Source organism: Aquincola sp. J276 (assembly GCF_024700035.1).
Taxonomy (GTDB): Bacteria; Pseudomonadota; Gammaproteobacteria; order Burkholderiales; family Burkholderiaceae_C; genus Aquincola; species Aquincola tertiaricarbonis.
The window spans coordinates 686,895-701,711 of record NZ_JAJONC010000001.1; the positions used below are offsets into that span (position 1 = coordinate 686,895).

The 14,817-nt window shown below is 71.0% G+C and carries 11 protein-coding genes; 5 read left to right on the top strand and 6 right to left on the bottom strand.

Annotated elements, in window-relative coordinates; genetic code table 11:
* The first annotated feature begins 1 nt into the window (after nucleotide 1).
* The 4 genes from LRS14_RS03265 to LRS14_RS03280 are packed head-to-tail and all read left to right on the top strand — an operon-like array spanning nucleotide 2 to nucleotide 3,779.
* A complete protein-coding gene (locus LRS14_RS03265; RefSeq protein WP_046115262.1) occupies nucleotides 2-544 on the top strand; it encodes a chemotaxis protein CheW in 543 nt (180 codons plus the stop codon).
* A 15-nt stretch (nucleotides 545-559) separates the two neighbouring features.
* The gene (locus LRS14_RS03270; RefSeq protein WP_046115263.1) at nucleotides 560-1,366 is read left to right on the top strand and encodes a protein-glutamate O-methyltransferase CheR; all 807 of its coding nucleotides are present in this window, start codon (nucleotides 560-562) and stop codon (nucleotides 1,364-1,366) included.
* A gap of 35 nt (nucleotides 1,367-1,401) precedes the next feature.
* Nucleotides 1,402-2,697, top strand: coding sequence for an EAL domain-containing protein (locus tag LRS14_RS03275; protein WP_046115264.1), 1,296 nt, complete (start codon nucleotides 1,402-1,404; stop codon nucleotides 2,695-2,697).
* Entirely contained in the window at nucleotides 2,694-3,779 is a 1,086-nt protein-coding gene (locus LRS14_RS03280; protein WP_046115265.1) for a chemotaxis response regulator protein-glutamate methylesterase, read from the top strand. Before LRS14_RS03275 ends, LRS14_RS03280 begins: the two co-directional genes overlap by 4 nt.
* Before the next feature lie 4 nt (nucleotides 3,780-3,783).
* Here LRS14_RS03280 and LRS14_RS03285 read toward each other — a convergent pair whose 3' ends face one another.
* The 5 genes from LRS14_RS03285 to nirB all read right to left on the bottom strand — a co-directional run bounded on the left by LRS14_RS03285 (nucleotide 3,784) and on the right by nirB (nucleotide 11,470).
* The gene (locus LRS14_RS03285; RefSeq protein ID WP_257798578.1) at nucleotides 3,784-4,785 is read right to left on the bottom strand and encodes a LacI family DNA-binding transcriptional regulator; all 1,002 of its coding nucleotides are present in this window, start codon (nucleotides 4,783-4,785) and stop codon (nucleotides 3,784-3,786) included.
* Nucleotides 4,786-4,875: 90 nt separating this feature from the next.
* Nucleotides 4,876-5,829 carry a DNA-binding protein YbiB gene (gene ybiB / locus LRS14_RS03290; RefSeq protein WP_046115267.1) on the bottom strand — a complete coding sequence of 318 codons (954 nt, stop codon included), beginning with the start codon at nucleotides 5,827-5,829 and terminating at the stop codon, nucleotides 4,876-4,878.
* A gap of 67 nt (nucleotides 5,830-5,896) precedes the next feature.
* Complete coding sequence (locus LRS14_RS03295) at nucleotides 5,897-8,692, bottom strand: nitrate reductase (protein ID WP_257800399.1); 2,796 nt, start codon at nucleotides 8,690-8,692, stop codon at nucleotides 5,897-5,899.
* 9 nt (nucleotides 8,693-8,701) lie between these two features.
* A complete protein-coding gene (gene nirD, locus LRS14_RS03300; RefSeq protein WP_046115268.1) occupies nucleotides 8,702-9,034 on the bottom strand; it encodes a nitrite reductase small subunit NirD in 333 nt (110 codons plus the stop codon).
* Nucleotides 9,035-9,037: 3 nt separating this feature from the next.
* A complete protein-coding gene (gene nirB, locus LRS14_RS03305) occupies nucleotides 9,038-11,470 on the bottom strand; it encodes a nitrite reductase large subunit NirB (RefSeq protein ID WP_257798579.1) in 2,433 nt (810 codons plus the stop codon).
* Between the two features lie 62 nt (nucleotides 11,471-11,532).
* Between nirB and LRS14_RS03310 the strand changes: the two genes are divergently transcribed.
* A complete protein-coding gene (locus tag LRS14_RS03310) occupies nucleotides 11,533-13,260 on the top strand; it encodes a bifunctional protein-serine/threonine kinase/phosphatase (protein ID WP_257798580.1) in 1,728 nt (575 codons plus the stop codon).
* A gap of 11 nt (nucleotides 13,261-13,271) precedes the next feature.
* Here the strand turns inward: LRS14_RS03310 and LRS14_RS03315 are convergent, their stop codons facing one another.
* A complete protein-coding gene (locus LRS14_RS03315; protein WP_257798581.1) occupies nucleotides 13,272-14,552 on the bottom strand; it encodes a nitrate/nitrite transporter in 1,281 nt (426 codons plus the stop codon).
* Nucleotides 14,553-14,817: the final 265 nt, after the last annotated feature.

The following is a 14,817-nucleotide window of genomic DNA, read 5'->3' on the forward strand; positions in this document are numbered from 1 at the left end:
GATGAACGTGACCACCTCCGCCACGGCGGCCCCGGGCGGTGCGATGCCGGCGATGCTGGCGGCCGAGCCGCAGCAGTACCTCACCTTCATGCTGGGCGGCGAAACCTTTGCGCTGGGCATCCTGGCCATCAAGGAGATCATCGAATACCGCGGCCTGACCGAGGTGCCGATGATGCCGCCCTCCATCCGCGGCGTGATCAACCTGCGTGGCGCGGTGGTGCCGGTGATGGACCTGCAGGCCCGCTTCGGCCGCCCCAGCAGCGACATCACCAAGCGCACCTGCATCGTCATCATCGAGGTGGAGAGCGAAGGCGAGCGCCATGTGCTGGGCGCGGTGGTGGATGCGGTCAACGAGGTGCTGGAGATCGCGCCGGCCGACATCGAGCCGCCGCCGTCGTTCGGCACCCGCATCCGCAGCGATTTCATCCACGGCATGGGCAAGGTGCGCGGCAAGTTCGTCATCCTGCTGGCGGCCGAGCAGGTGCTGTCGGTGGAAGAGATCGCCGCCGCCGGCCAGGCCGCCGACACCAGCCTGGCGCACTGAGGGCGGGGCAGCCAGATGCAAGCTTCGGCGCTGAGCGACAGCGACTACCGGCGCTTCCAGGCCTTCATCCATGCGGCCGCCGGCATCACGCTGTCGTCCGGGAAGAAGGCGCTGGTGTGCGGCCGGCTGGCCAAGCGCCTGCAGCACCATGGGCTGGAGCGGTATGCCGACTACCTGGCGCTGCTGGACAGCGGCCGCGCCGAGGGCGAGGTGCAGATCGCGGTGGACCTGCTGACCACCAACGAGACCTACTTCTTCCGCGAGCCCAAGCACTTCGCGCTGCTGCGCGAGACGGCCGCCGCCGCGCCGCGTGGACAGGCCTTCCGCATCTGGAGCGCCGCCTGCTCCAGCGGCGAGGAGCCCTACACCATGGCCATGGTGCTGGCCGACGTGCGCGCCGACAAGCCGTGGGAGGTGTTCGGCTCCGACATCAGCCTGCGCATGCTGCAGCGCGCCCGCCAGGGCCACTATCCGATGGAGCGCGCGCGCAACATCCCGCCCGAATACCTCAAGCGCTTCTGCCTCAAGGGCACGGGCGAGCAGGCGGGCACGCTGCTGGTGCAACGGGCCCTGCGCGAGCGGCTGCGGCTGCTGCACGTGAACCTGAACGAGACGCTGCCGGGCGAGCTGTCGGGCTTCGACATGGTCTTCCTGCGCAACGTGATGATCTATTTCAATGCCGAGACCAAGCGCCAGGTGGTGGAGCGGGTGCTTGGCACGCTGCGGCGCGGAGGCATCTTCGTCGTCGGCCATTCCGAGAGCCTCAACGGCATGATGGATGGCGTGCAGCAGGTGTCGCCGTCGGTATACCGCAAGCTGTAAGGGCGGCCGCACGGGCCGCCGTCTAGGAGACGGTGATGGAATCGCTCAAACCGCCAGCAGTGGAGGCGGTGCGTCATGAAGCGGTGCTGGTGGTGGACGACAGCACCACCCAGCGCCAGCATGCGGCGGACCTGTGCCGCAGCCTGGGCGTGGCCCGCATCCACGAGGCACGGGACGGCCGCGAGGCGCTGGACCTGCTGGCCGCGCTGCCCGCGCCGCCCACGCTGATGGTCATCGACCTGGAGATGCCGGTGATGGACGGCTTCGAGCTGATCCAGCAGATGAGCAAGCGCGGCCTGCGCATCCCGTTCATCGTGGCCTCGGCGCGCGAAGGCGCGCTGGTGCGTGCGGTGGAGGTGATGGCCGCGACGCTGGGCCAGCCGCTGCTCGGCGGCGTGGCCAAGCCCTTGACGGCCGACGTGCTGGCCGGCGCGCTGGAAGGCAGCCAGGGCGCCGGCGCACCTGCCCTGGCCGCCAGCGTGCCCGGTGCGCAGCCGGCCATCCCGCCGGACAAGCTGCGCGACGCGCTGGCCCGCGGCCTGGTGGTGCCGCACTACCAGCCCAAGGTGGACATCCGGACCGGCCTGGTGCGCGGGGTGGAGGTGCTGGCCCGCTGGAACGATGCGCAGCTGGGCGCGGTGCCGCCCGACCGCTTCATCGCCATCGCCGAGCAGCACGACCTGATCCTGCCGCTGACGCAGGCCATTGCCGACCGGGCGATGGCCCAGGTGGCGCACTGGAATGCCCACGGCATGGTGCTGTCGGTGGCCATCAACCTGTCGCCGCTGCTGCTGCGCACGCCGGGCCTGGTGGAAGGCGTGTGCAGCCTGCTGTCGCGCCACGGGCTGCCGGCCGGCCAGCTGGTGCTGGAGATCACCGAAGGCTCGGTGGTGGGCTACGACGCGGTGACCATGGGCGTGCTGGCGCGGCTGCGCATGCGCGGCGTGGGCCTGTCGATCGACGACTACGGCACCGGCTTCTCGTCGATGCAGCAGCTGGCGCGCATCCCGTTCACCGAGCTGAAGATCGACCGCTCCTTCGTGCACAACGCGCACCGCCAGTCGCATGTGCGGGTCATCCTGCAATCGGCGCTGGAGATGGCGGGCCGGCTGGGCCTGGTGTCGGTGGCCGAGGGCGTGGAGACGATGGAGGACTGGCGGCTGCTGCAGCGCTTCGGCTGCACCGTGGGCCAGGGCTTCCTGATCGCACGGCCGATGTCCGGCGATGCGCTGCCCCGCTGGATGAAGAGCCACGAGGCCCGCCTGCCCGAGCTGCGCCTGCGCCAGCGGCCGGAGGCGGCCGATTCCACCCTGGCACCGGAGGCCACATGAAACGGATCAAGGTGCTGGTGGTGGACGATTCCGCCGTGGTGCGGCAGGTGCTCACCGGCCTGCTGTCGGAAGCGCCCGGCATCGAAGTCACGGCCGCCTGCGCCGACCCGATGCTGGCGCAGGAGCGCATGAAGCAGCAGTGGCCCGACGTCATCGTGCTGGACGTGGAGATGCCCAAGATGGACGGCATCACCTTCCTGCGCAAGATCATGGACGAGCGGCCCACGCCTGTGGTGATCTGCTCGACGCTGACCGAGAAGGGCGCGCGCACCACGCTGGAGGCGCTGTCGGCCGGCGCGGTGGCCATCGTCACCAAGCCGAAGCTGGGGCTCAAGCAGTTCCTGGCCGATGCCGCGCAGGAACTGGTGAGCACGGTGCGCACCGCCGCGCAGGCCAATGTGCGCCGCACCGTCGCGCGGGCCGCCTCGGCGCCGCTGGCGCCCACCGTCAAGCACACCGCCGACGTGATCCTGCCGCCGCAGGCGCAGGGCGGCCGCGCGATGGCGCAGACCACCGAGCGGGTGGTGATGATCGGCACCTCCACCGGCGGCACGCAGGCGCTGGAGGCGGTGCTGACCGAGCTGCCGCGGGTGTCGCCGGGCATCGTCATCGTGCAGCACATGCCGGAGAAGTTCACCGCCGCCTTTGCGGCGCGGCTGGACAGCATCTGCCACATCACGGTGAAGGAAGCCGCCACCGGCGACCGGGTGGTGCCGGGCCAGGCGCTGATCGCGCCGGGCGGCAAGCACACGCTGCTGCGGCGAAGCGGCGCTCAGTACCACGTGGAGGTGGTGGACGGCCCGCTGGTCAACCGCCACCGACCGTCGGTGGACGTGCTGTTCCGCTCCGCGGCCAAGTGTGCCGGCGGCAATGCGCTGGGCATCATCATGACCGGCATGGGCGACGACGGCGCGGCCGGCCTGCTGGAGATGCGCAATGCCGGCGCGGCCACGCTGGCGCAGGACGAGCAGAGCTGCGTGGTGTTCGGCATGCCCAAGGAAGCCATCAAGCGCGGCGCGGTGCAGCGCACGCTGCCACTGGGCGGCATGGCGCGCGAGATCGCGGCACTGCAGCGGATCTGAGGCCTCAGGCGCTGGCGCGTTCGACGATGGCAAAGCCGATGTCGATCACCCGCTGATCCACCGCCTGGCCTTCGGCACGCTGCACCAGCAGCTCCGCGGCGCAGCGGCCGATGCGGGTGCCATCGATGCGCACGGTGGTCAGCGCCGGCTGCAGGTCGGCCGCGAACTCCTGGTCGCCCAGGCCCACCACTGCCATCTGCTGCGGCACCCGCAGGCCGCGGGCCTGCGCCTCGATCAGCGCCCCCAGCGCCAGCGTGTCGGAGCTGCAGAAGATGGCGCTGGTGCCCGGCGCCTCCTGCAGCAGCCGCGCCAGCGCGGCGCGGCCGGCCCCCAGCGTGCTGGGCGCGGGCGACAGCAGCTCGTGCACCGGCTGCGCCAGCCCCAGCCGCTCGCCGGCGCGCTCGAAGCCCTGGGCCCGGGTGCGGGCGCGTGGATCGTCGGCGCTGACCAGGCCGATGCGGCGGTGGCCGCGGGCATGCAGGTAGGCCATCACCGACTCGCCGATCGCGTCGTGCGAGAAGCCCACCAGCATGTCCAGCGGCGTGGGCGTGAGGTCCCAGGTTTCCACCACCGGGATGCCCGAGGCCAGCAGCAGCCGGCGGCCTTCGTCGCTGTGCTGGATGCCCACCAGCACGATGCCGTCGGGCCGACGGCGGATGACGGCGTCCAGCAGCGCATCCTCGCGGCCCTGGTCGTAGCCGGTCTGGCCGATCATCAGCTGGTAGCCATGGCCCACCAGCGTCTGGTCGAGCGACTTCACCGTCTCCTGGAACACCGGGCCCACCAGCGTGGGCAGCAGCGCGGCCACCAGCCGCGCCTTGGAAGAGCGCAGCCCGCGCGCCATCGCATTGGGCACGAACCCGGTCTGCTTGACCGCCTCCAGCACGCGCTTGAGCGTCTCCGGCGACACCCGCTCCGGCTGGTTCAGTGCACGCGACACCGTCATGGCCGACACGCCGGCCAGCCGGCCGATGTCGTGCACGGTGAAACGCTGCGGCTTGTTCATGGGGCAGGGCGGGCGCGTGAAAAAGGCCGTGATTGTGACGGCCGCCGCCGCCCGGGCAGCCGCGTGCCGCGGGCGGGGCCGGACGCGGCTTCAGGCCGCGCTGTCCACCCGACGTGCGCCGGCCATGGACGCCAGCGTGCGGCGCACCAGCGCCACCTGCGTCTCCAGCGGATCGGGCGCGGGCTTCTCGCCGCTCATCACCGCCTGGATGTACAGCGCGGTGGTGGCCGCATCGTGCGTGCGCGGCAGCAGCGGCATGGTGGCCAGCACGCCTTCCTGCGCCGGGCAACCCAGCTCGGGCCGCGGCTGTCCGTCGATCCAGGCCTCGATGCGCGGCTGGCGCCGGGGGTCGGCCACGGCCTCGCCTTCGGTGCCGCGCAGCAGCATCATGCTGGCGCCACCCTGGCGGGCATAGGCGGCCATCAGCTCGCCAAATTCGGGGTGGGTGTAGCTGGCCAGGCGCAGCGCGGGCGCGCCCTGCACCGGGTCCAGCATCTTGGCCACGGTGTGGCCGGAATTGCGCAGGCCGATGGTCCAGCGCACGTCCAGCAGCCGCGCCAGCGGCGGGCACAACGCATCCACGCACAGGAAGGCGGGCTCGCGCCGGGCCCAGGCCTGTTCCACCTCGGCCACGTCATGCGCGATGGGCAGGCCCAGGTCGTGCAGCACGTCTGCGGTGCTGACCCGCTTAGGGTCGTGGCGGGGGCCGTGCATCAGCACCTGCACGCCTTCCTGGGCCAGCCGCATCGCCAGCAGCGGCGTGAGGTTGGGCAGGCGGCGTGCGCCGTTGTAGGTGGGCAGCACCACCACCGGCTGCCGGCTGTGCACGTGCACGCAGCGCGCCTGCACCGCCGCCAGGAAGCCGGTGAGCTCGTCCACCGTCTCGCCCTTCATGCGCATGGCGATGGCAAAGGCGCCGACCTCCAGGTCGGTGGCCTGGCCGTCCAGCACCAGGCCCATCAGGTCCTGGGCCTGCTCGATGCTGAGCGACCGTGCGCCGGCACTGCCGCGGCCGATCTCCTTGATGTAGTGACTGATGCTCATGACGATGTCTCCTGCGCGCAGGTTCGCAAGTTTCGGACCTTTGCGCCGGCGCCGCGATTGCGCTGGATCATGCCGCCACCGGCTGCGCCACCATGCGGCGCAGCTCGGGCAGGCAGGAGCCGCATTGCGTGCCGCAGCGCAGCTGCGACTGCAGCTGGGCCAGCCGCTCGGCGGGGCTGCCGCTGCATTGCGCCAGCGTGGCCTCGATGGCCCCCGCGCCCACGTTCAGGCAGGTGCACACCTGGCGGCCGCGCACGGGCGTGGGCAGCGGCGCCTGGGGCCCGGGGTTGAGCAACTGGCGGCCGTAGGCCTGGGTGGGCAGCTCGTCCTGCAGCAGCGGCTTGAGCCAGGCCTCGGCCCGCGCGTCACCGGCCAGCAGGAAGCCGTCGAGCCGCCGATCGTCCTGCACATGGCGCAGCCGCATCGCGCGGCGCTGGCCGCGGCGCGGGTCCTCGTAGTGCAGCACCGGGGCGTCGTGGCTGCCGTAGGCCAGGCCCAGCAGCGTCTCGATGCGGCGCACCACGGACATCTCCGGCGCGGCCTCCAGCGCGGCCTTGAACAGCAGGCCGCCGCGCTGGTGGCCGAAGGGCACGCACACCGCATAGCCGAAGGCCTGCATCAGCTGCTGCAAGGCCTTGCGCGCCGGCAGCAACTCTTCTTCGGGCAGCCAGGCCATGGCCACCAGCCGCCAGGGCAACTCGGCCTTCAGCAGCTTGACGGCGCAATGCTTGAGCTCGGGCTGCATCGAGCGCGGGCAGTAGCGCGGCGTGGTCAGTGCATTCACGCCGGCCAGCGGCTGGCCGCGTGCACTGCGGCCGGACATGAATTCCTCGCCCCAGTGCATCGCGATGAAGGCCTGGGCCGGTGCCATGCCCTCGTCGGCCGCGGCCGGCATCACGATGGAGCCACGCCGCGAGGTGACGTGCACCAGGTCGCCGGGTTGCAGGCCCAAACGCTGCAGCTCGGCCGGATGCAGCGCCACCGAGGGCTCGGGCACCTGGCCGAACAGCCGGCCCACGTTGCCGGTGCGGCTCATGCCGTGCCACTGGTCGCGCAGGCGGCCGGTGTTCAGGCTGAAGGGATAGCGCACGTCGCGCGGCTCGGCCACCGGCTCGAAGGGCGTGTCGAAGAAGCGCGCGCGGCCGTCGGCGGTGGGGAACACGCCGTCCTCGTACAGGCGGGCGCGGCCGGTGGCCTGGCCAGCGGGCAGCGGCCATTGCTGCGGGCCTTGCGCATCCAGCATCGGCCAGCTCAGGCCGGTGATGTCGAGGTCGCGGCCGCGGGTGGTCTCGCGGTGCTCGTTCCACACCTGCTCCGGCGTGGTGTAGGGGAACAGTGCGGCCGCGCCGGCACGCAGGCGGGCCTGGAGCCGCTGCGCCAGCTCGGTGGCGATGTGCCAGTCGTGCCGCGCCTGCCCGGGCGGCGGCACCGCCGCGCGCACCCGGCTGATGCGCCGTTCGCTGTTGGTGACGGTGCCTTCCTTCTCGCCCCAGGTGGTGGCGGGCAGCAGCAGGTCGGCGAAGGCGGCGGTGGCGGTGGTGGAGAAGGCTTCCTGCACCACGACGAAGTCGCAGCGGCGCAGCGCCTCGCGCACCAGCGCCTGGTCGGGCATGGACTGGGCGGGGTTGGTGCAGGCGATCCAGAGCGCCTTGATCTGGCCATCGGCCGCGGCCTTGAACATCTCCACCGCGCTCTTGCCGGGCTGGGCGGGCACGTCGCTCACGCCCCAGAAGGCGGCCACCTCGGCCCGGTGCGCCGGGTTGGCCAGGTCGCGGTGGGCCGACAGCAGGTTGGCCAGGCCGCCCACCTCGCGCCCGCCCATCGCATTGGGCTGGCCGGTGAGCGAGAAGGGCCCGGCGCCGGGCTTGCCGATCTGGCCGGTGGCCAGGTGCAGGTTGATCAGCGCGGCATTCTTGGCGGTGCCGCTGGCGCTCTGGTTCAGGCCCTGGCAGTACAGCGAGAGCGTCGGGCTTCGCGCCGGCCCGCCTTCGTCGAGCCCGGCGAACCAGGCGGCGGCCTGCACCAGCGCGGCCTCGCTGATGCCGGTCAGGCGGCTGGTCTCGCGCGGGGTGTAGTCGCGCACCCGGGCCTTCAGCGCATCGAAGCCGCTGGTGTGCGCGGCGATGTAGGCGGCGTCCAGCCAGCCTTCCCACAGCATCAGGTGCAGCATGCCGTGGCACAGGGCCACGTCGCTGCCCGGCAGGAGGGGCAGGTGCAGGTCGGCCGCGGCCGCGGTGTCGGTGCGCCGCGGGTCCACCACCACCATGCGCAGCCGCGGATTGGCACGCTTGGCGTCCTCGATCCGGCGGTACAGGATGGGGTGGGCATAGGCGGTGTTGGAGCCGGTGATGAACAGCGTGCGTGCATGGCCCAGGTCTTCATAACAGGCCGGCGGTGCATCGGCCCCCAGCGTGGCCTTGTACCCGGCCACCGCACTGCTCATGCACAGGCGCGAGTTGGTGTCGACGTTGTTGGTGCCCACCAGGCCCTTGGCCAGCTTGTTGAAGACGTAATAGTCCTCGGTGAGCAGCTGGCCCGAGAGATAGAAGCCCACCGCATCGGGCCCGTGCTCGCGGATCACCTGCTCGAAGCGGTCGGTGGCCAGGGTCATCGCCTCGTTCCAGCTCACCGGCTGCGGCGGCGCCTCGCGCTGCGCGCGCCGCATGGGGAACAGCAACCGGGCATGTTGCTGGATGGGCGCGGTGGCGGTGAGGTGCAGCGTGCTGCCCTTGCTGCACAGGCGGCCGAAGTTGGCCGGATGGTCCGGGTCGCCGCGCACGCCGGTGATCTGGCCAGCGGCCGATTCGATCACCACGCCGCAGCCCACGCCGCAGTACGGGCAGGTGGATTTCGTTTCGTGCAAGGCCGTCATTCAGCGTCCCGCGGCCAGCTCGTCGGCGTCCAGCGACACCACGCCGTCCTGCACCTGCACCGCGAAGCGCGGCGTGCAGCCTTCGTCCGGCGCACGGGCGCAGCCGTCGTCCAGGCCGATGGTCCAGTTGTGCAGCGGGCAGGCCACGCTGGTGCCGAAGACGATGCCCTGACTCAGCGGGCCCTGCTTGTGCGGGCATTCGTCCAGCAGCGCGAACACCTCGTCCTGCGCGGTGCGGAACACGGCCACCGCCGGCCCGGCCGCACGGGCCACGCGGCGCGCGCCCAGCACCGGGATGTCTTCCACGCGGCAGATGGCTTTCCAGTGCGTCATCGTTCAGGCTCCCAGGGTCTCGAACTGGCGCAGGTCCACGCCGGCCTTCTCGAACTCGAACCACGGGTCGGGTTCGCCGTCCAGCGAGAAGGCCAGCCGGTCGTACAGCGCCTTGCGCTGGGCGGCGTCGTCCAGCACCTTGGCCTTGACGTAGTCCAGCCCCACGCGGTTCACGTAGTGCACCGTGCGTTCCAGGTACCAGCCTTCCTCGCGGTACAGCTGCAGGAAGGCGCCCGCGTACTCCACCACCTCGGCCGCCGTCTTGAGCTTGCAGAAGAAGTGCGCCACCTCGGTCTTGATGCCGCCGTTGCCGGCGACGTAGATCTCCCAGCCCGAATCGACGCCGATGATGCCCACGTCCTTGATGCCGCTCTCGGCGCAGTTGCGCGGGCAGCCGCTGACGGCCAGCTTGACCTTGTGCGGCGCATACATGCGCCACAGCACGCGCTCCAGCTCGATGCCCAGCGAAGTGGAATCCTGCGTGCCGAAGCGGCACCACTCGCTGCCGACGCAGGTCTTCACCGTGCGCAGCGTCTTGCCGTAGGCATGGCCGCTGGGCATGCCCAGGTCGTGCCACACCTTGGGCAGGTCTTCCTTCTTCACGCCCAGCAGGTCGATGCGCTGGCCGCCGGTCACCTTCACCGTCGGGATCTGGTACTTGTCCACCACGTCGGCGATGCGGCGCAGCTCCGAGCTGTTGGTGGTGCCGCCCCACATGCGCGGCACCACGCTGTAGGTGCCGTCCTTCTGGATGTTGGCGTGGCTGCGCTCGTTGATGAAGTGGCTCTGCGGATCGTCGCGTGCCTCCTTCGGCCAGGTGCTGATCAGGTAGTAGTTGACTGCTGGCCGGCAGCTGGCGCAGCCATTGGGCGTGCGCCAGCCCAGGGCCTGGTATGTGTCGGGGATGGTCAGCAGGTGCTGGGCGCGGATGGCCTCGCGCACGTCCTGGTGGCTGGCGTCGGTGCAGGCGCACATCGCCTTCTTGGTGGGCGGCTTGGAGTAGTCGCCGCCGGCGGTGAACATCAGCAGCTGCTCCACCAGCCCGGTGCATGAGCCACACGACGCACTGGCCTTGGTGTGCTTGCGCACCTCTTCCAGCGTGAACAGGCCCTTGTCCTTGATGGCCTTGCAGATGGTGCCCTTGTTCACGCCGTTGCAGCCGCAGACCTCGGCCTCGTCGGGCATGGTGGCGGCCTTGCTGTGGCCCTCGTGGCCGGTGTCGCCGATGTTGCTCTCGCCGAACATCAGCTTGTCGCGGATGTCGTGGATCTTGCGGCCCTCGCGCAGCAGCTTGAAGTAGTAGCTGCCGTCCACCGTGTCGCCGTACAGGCAGGCGCCCACCAGCTTGTCGTCCTGGATCACCAGCTTCTTGTACACGCCGCCGAAGGGATCGCTCATCACGATCTCCTCGGTGTCGGCGCCGCCCATGAAGTTGCCGGCCGAGAAGAGGTCGATGCCGGTGACCTTGAGCTTGGTGCTGGTCTGGCTGCCCAGGTAGCGGCCGATGCCGAACTGCGCCAGGTGCGTGGCGCACACCTTGCCCTGCTCGAACAGCGGTGCCACCAGGCCATAGGCGATGCCGCGGTGGGCCGCGCATTCGCCCACCGAGTACACCCGCGGGTCGGTCACCGTCTGCAGGGTGTCGCTCACCACGATGCCGCGCTGGCAGTGGATGCCGATCTTCTCGGCCAGCGCGGTGTTGGGGCGGATGCCGGCCGACATCACCACCAGGTCGGCCGGGACCTCGCTGCCGTCCTGGAATCGCACGGCCTTCACGCGGCCGTCGTCGCCGCCGGCCAGCGACTGCGTCTGGGCACCCAGCTTGAACTGAAGGCCGCGCGCTTCCAGCGCCTTCTGCAGCAGCTGCGCCGCCGATTCGTCGAGCTGGCGTTCCATCAGCCACCGGCCGATGTGCACCACCGTGACCTGCATGCCGCGCAGCATCAGGCCGTTGGCGGCTTCCAGTCCCAGCAGGCCGCCGCCGATCACCACCGCATGCCGGTACTTCGTGGCCGCGTCGATCATCGCCTCGGTGTCCGCGATGTCGCGGTAGGCGATGACGCCCTGCAGGTCCTTGCCGGGAATCGGCGGCACGAAGGGCGTGGAGCCGGTGGCCAGCAGCAGCCGGTCGTACTCGGCCTCGGTGCCGTCCTCGGCGCGCACGATGCGCCTGCGGCGGTCCACGTCCACCACCTTGCGGCCCAGGTGCAGCGTGATGCCGTGCTCGGCGTACCAGCTCAGCGGGTTGAGGATGATGTCGGGGATGGTCTGCTCGCCGGCCAGCACCGGCGACAGCAGGATGCGGTTGTAGTTGGGATGCGGCTCGGCGCCGAACACGGTGATGTCGTAGAGGTTGGGCGCGATCTTCAGCAGCTCTTCCAGCGTGCGCACGCCGGCCATGCCGTTGCCCACCATCACCAGTTTCATCTTCTTCATGAGCGTGCTTCCTTCGGATTCAAAAGCAAGGGAGGTGCCATCCGCGGCCGTGACAATCCGGCATGAGCTTCGACGTCGACATCGGCCTGGCCAGCCAGACCGGGCCCCGCCGCATCAACGAGGACTTCGCCGGCGTGCGCCGGGGCGATCCGCTCGGCCTCATCGCGGTGATGGCCGATGGCGTGTCCACCGGCGGTGGCGGCCAGGAGGCCGCGCAGACGGTGGTGCGCGGCCTGCTGGCCGACTACTTCGATGCGCCCGACACCTGGGAGACCACGGTGGTGCTGGACCGCCTGATCCAGGCCCACAGCCAATGGCTTGCCGACCACAACCGCCGGCGGCAGAACCTGAGCGAACAGGCCGGCGAGCCGCGCACCGCGCTCACCACCGTCACCGCGCTGGTGGTGCACGGCCACGGCTTCACCATCGCGCATGCCGGCGACAGCCGCGCCGCGCAGCTGGTGGACGGTGAGCTGGTGCAGCTCACCACCGACCATGTGTTCGGCAACGTGCACCAGCGCAACCGGCTCACCCGTGCGGTGGGCCTGGACGACATGGTGCGCCTGGACTTCGTGCAGGGCGAGGTGCGCGTGGGCGACTGCTTCGTGCTCACCACCGACGGCATGCATGGCCTGCTGCCGGCCAGGCGCATGGCACACCTGCTGCGCGAGGCGCCGGATGCCCAGGCGGCGGCCGACACGCTGGTGCGTGCCGCGCTGGAAGCCGGCGGCACCGACAACGCCAGCGCCATCGTGCTGCGCATCCGCGGCCTCGACACCGGCCGACTGGAGGATGCGCTGCTGCGTGGCCGCCGCCTCGACCCACCGCCGCCGCTGAAGGTGGGCGACGTGCTGGACGGCCTGACCATCACCGCGCGCGTGGCCGACACCGGCGTGCACCGCCTGTACCAGGCCCGCACCGCCGACCGCCGGCTGGTGGCGGTAAAGACGCTGCACGAGTCGCGCGCCAGCGATCCGGAGGAACGGGCCATGCTGGCGCACGAGGCCTGGCTGGGCCTGCGCGTGGGCGAGAGCGGCGCGCCCGGCTTCGTGCAGGTGAACGAGGTGGCCGCGCCCAGCGCGCTGTACACGGTGTTCGACTGGCATGGCGGCCACACGCTCGAACAATTGCTTGCACAACGCACCCGTTTCGGGGTGGCCGATGTGGTGCAGGCCGGCATCGCCATCGGGCGTGCGCTGGGCCGGCTGCACCGGCTGGGCGTGGTGCACCGCGACGTGAAGCCCGGCAACCTGCACCGCGGCGACGACGGCCATTGGCGGCTGCTGGACCTGGGCGTGGCCATCTCGGGTCGCGAGCCCGCGGTGCAGCGCCAGCTGCATGCCGGTACGCCCAGCTACATGAACCCCGAGCAGTGGGAAGGCGCCGCGGCCGATGCCGGCAGCGACCTGTTCGCCCTGGGCGTCACGCTGTACCAGTGGCTGGGCGGCCGGCTGCCCTACGGCGAGATCGAACCGTGGCAGGCCGGCCGCTACCGGCGCGACCCGCGCGCGCTGTCGCGCCTGCGGCCCGATGTGCCGATGTGGCTGGACCACCTGGTGCTCAAGGCCGTGGCGCGCGATCCGCGCCAGCGCTTCGAGACCGCCGAGGAACTGGTGCTGGCGCTGGAGCGCGGCGCCGCACGCAGCGCCGGCGGCGGCAGCCATCTCGGCGCGCCGCCGGCCACGCCGCTGGCCCTGCGCGACCCCGCGGCGCTGTGGATGGCGGCCTTCTGGATCTCGGCCCTGTTCAACATCGCGCTGGTGGCCTGGCTGCTGTTCCTGCCACGCTGAGGCGCCGTGCTTCATGCCGGGGCCTTCTTCGAGCGGCCGCCTGGCGTGCCGGCCTGGCGGCCGCCGGCGGTGGCCGGCGTGGGCACGATGCGGGCCCGGCCGCCGCGCTCGGCCCAGGTGCGGGTCCAGCGGATCTGCACGATGCGCAGCATCGCCAGCATCGCCAGCGCCAGCACGGTGAAGGCCACGAAGCCCCACAGGTAGCTGCCGCTGTACTGCTTGGACAGGCCCATCGCATTGGGCAGGAAGCCGCCGCCCAAGGCGCCCACCTCGCCGATCATCGAGCCGGCCACCGCGGTGGTGAGCGGCCAGCGCAGCGGCACCAGTTGGAACAGCGCGCCATTGCCCGCGCCCAGGGCCGCGAAGCACAGCATGAACAGCAGCGTGGTCACCGGCAGCGAAGCACCGGCGAAGCCGCAGGCCAGCAAGGTGATGGCCACCAGCACCAGCACGCCCGACAGCGTGGTGATGCCGCCCAGCCGGTCCGACAGCGCGCCGCCGATCACCCGCACGCCCGAGCCCATCAGCGTGGCCAGCATGGTCAGCTGGCCGGCCTGCACCTTGGTGACGCCGAACTGGTCGTGGAAGTAGGTGGGCAGGAAGCTGGCCAGGCCGATGAAGCCGCCGAAGGTCACGACGTAGATCAGGCTGAAGGCCCAGCCGTCCTTCTCGAACAGGCAGGCGGTGTGCTCGCGCAGCGTCTGGTGCTCGCGGTCGGGCGGCTCCTTGGCGGCCAGCCACATCACCGCCAGCGGCAGCAGCATGGTCAGCGCGGCCAGGCCGTACACCGCCTGCCAGCCGAACTTCATCGCCAGCGGCGGCGCGAACAGCACCGCCAGCACCGTGCCGCTGTTGCCGGCACCGGCGATGCCCATGGCCAGCCCCTTGTACTGCGGCGGGAACCAGCCGCTGCCCAGGCTCAGCGCCACGCCGAAGCTGGCGCCGGCGATGCCCAGCAGCACGCCCATGGCGAGCACGCCGTCGTAGCTGTCGACGAAGTAATAGCCGAAGCCCAGGGCCAGGATGATGAGCGCCATCTCCACCATCGCCGCGTTCTTGCGGCCGATGTACTGCGACAGCACGCCCAGCGGAAAGCGCATCAGTGCGCCGGCCAGGATGGGCACCGAGACCATGAAGCCCTTCTGCGCGGCGTCCAGGCCGTAGGTCTCGCTGATGAAGGGACCCATGGCGCCGTTGAGCACCCAGACCGCGAAGCAGAAATCGAAGTAGAGGAAGGAAGCCGCCAGCGTGGGCCAGTGGCCCGCGCGCAGGAAGGTCTTGAAGCCGGCCATGGCGTTCAGTACCCGGACCCGGCGGCGCGATGCGGCCGGTCGGCGAAGGAAGTGGGGATGCGGGCGGACCGCGCGGGCAGGGCCCGGTTCAGTGGCAGCGACAGACGCACGATGCTCCTCCAAGAGCGACGACGAACGGCAGGCCTGGGGCTTGCCGGGGGAGGGTCATGGCTGCGCACGCCGGTGTGCACGGCAATCGTGCACGGAGTGCACGATCGGGGCGCATCTGCGCGCCTTGGGCAGCGTTGTTTGCAGCATTCGTGCC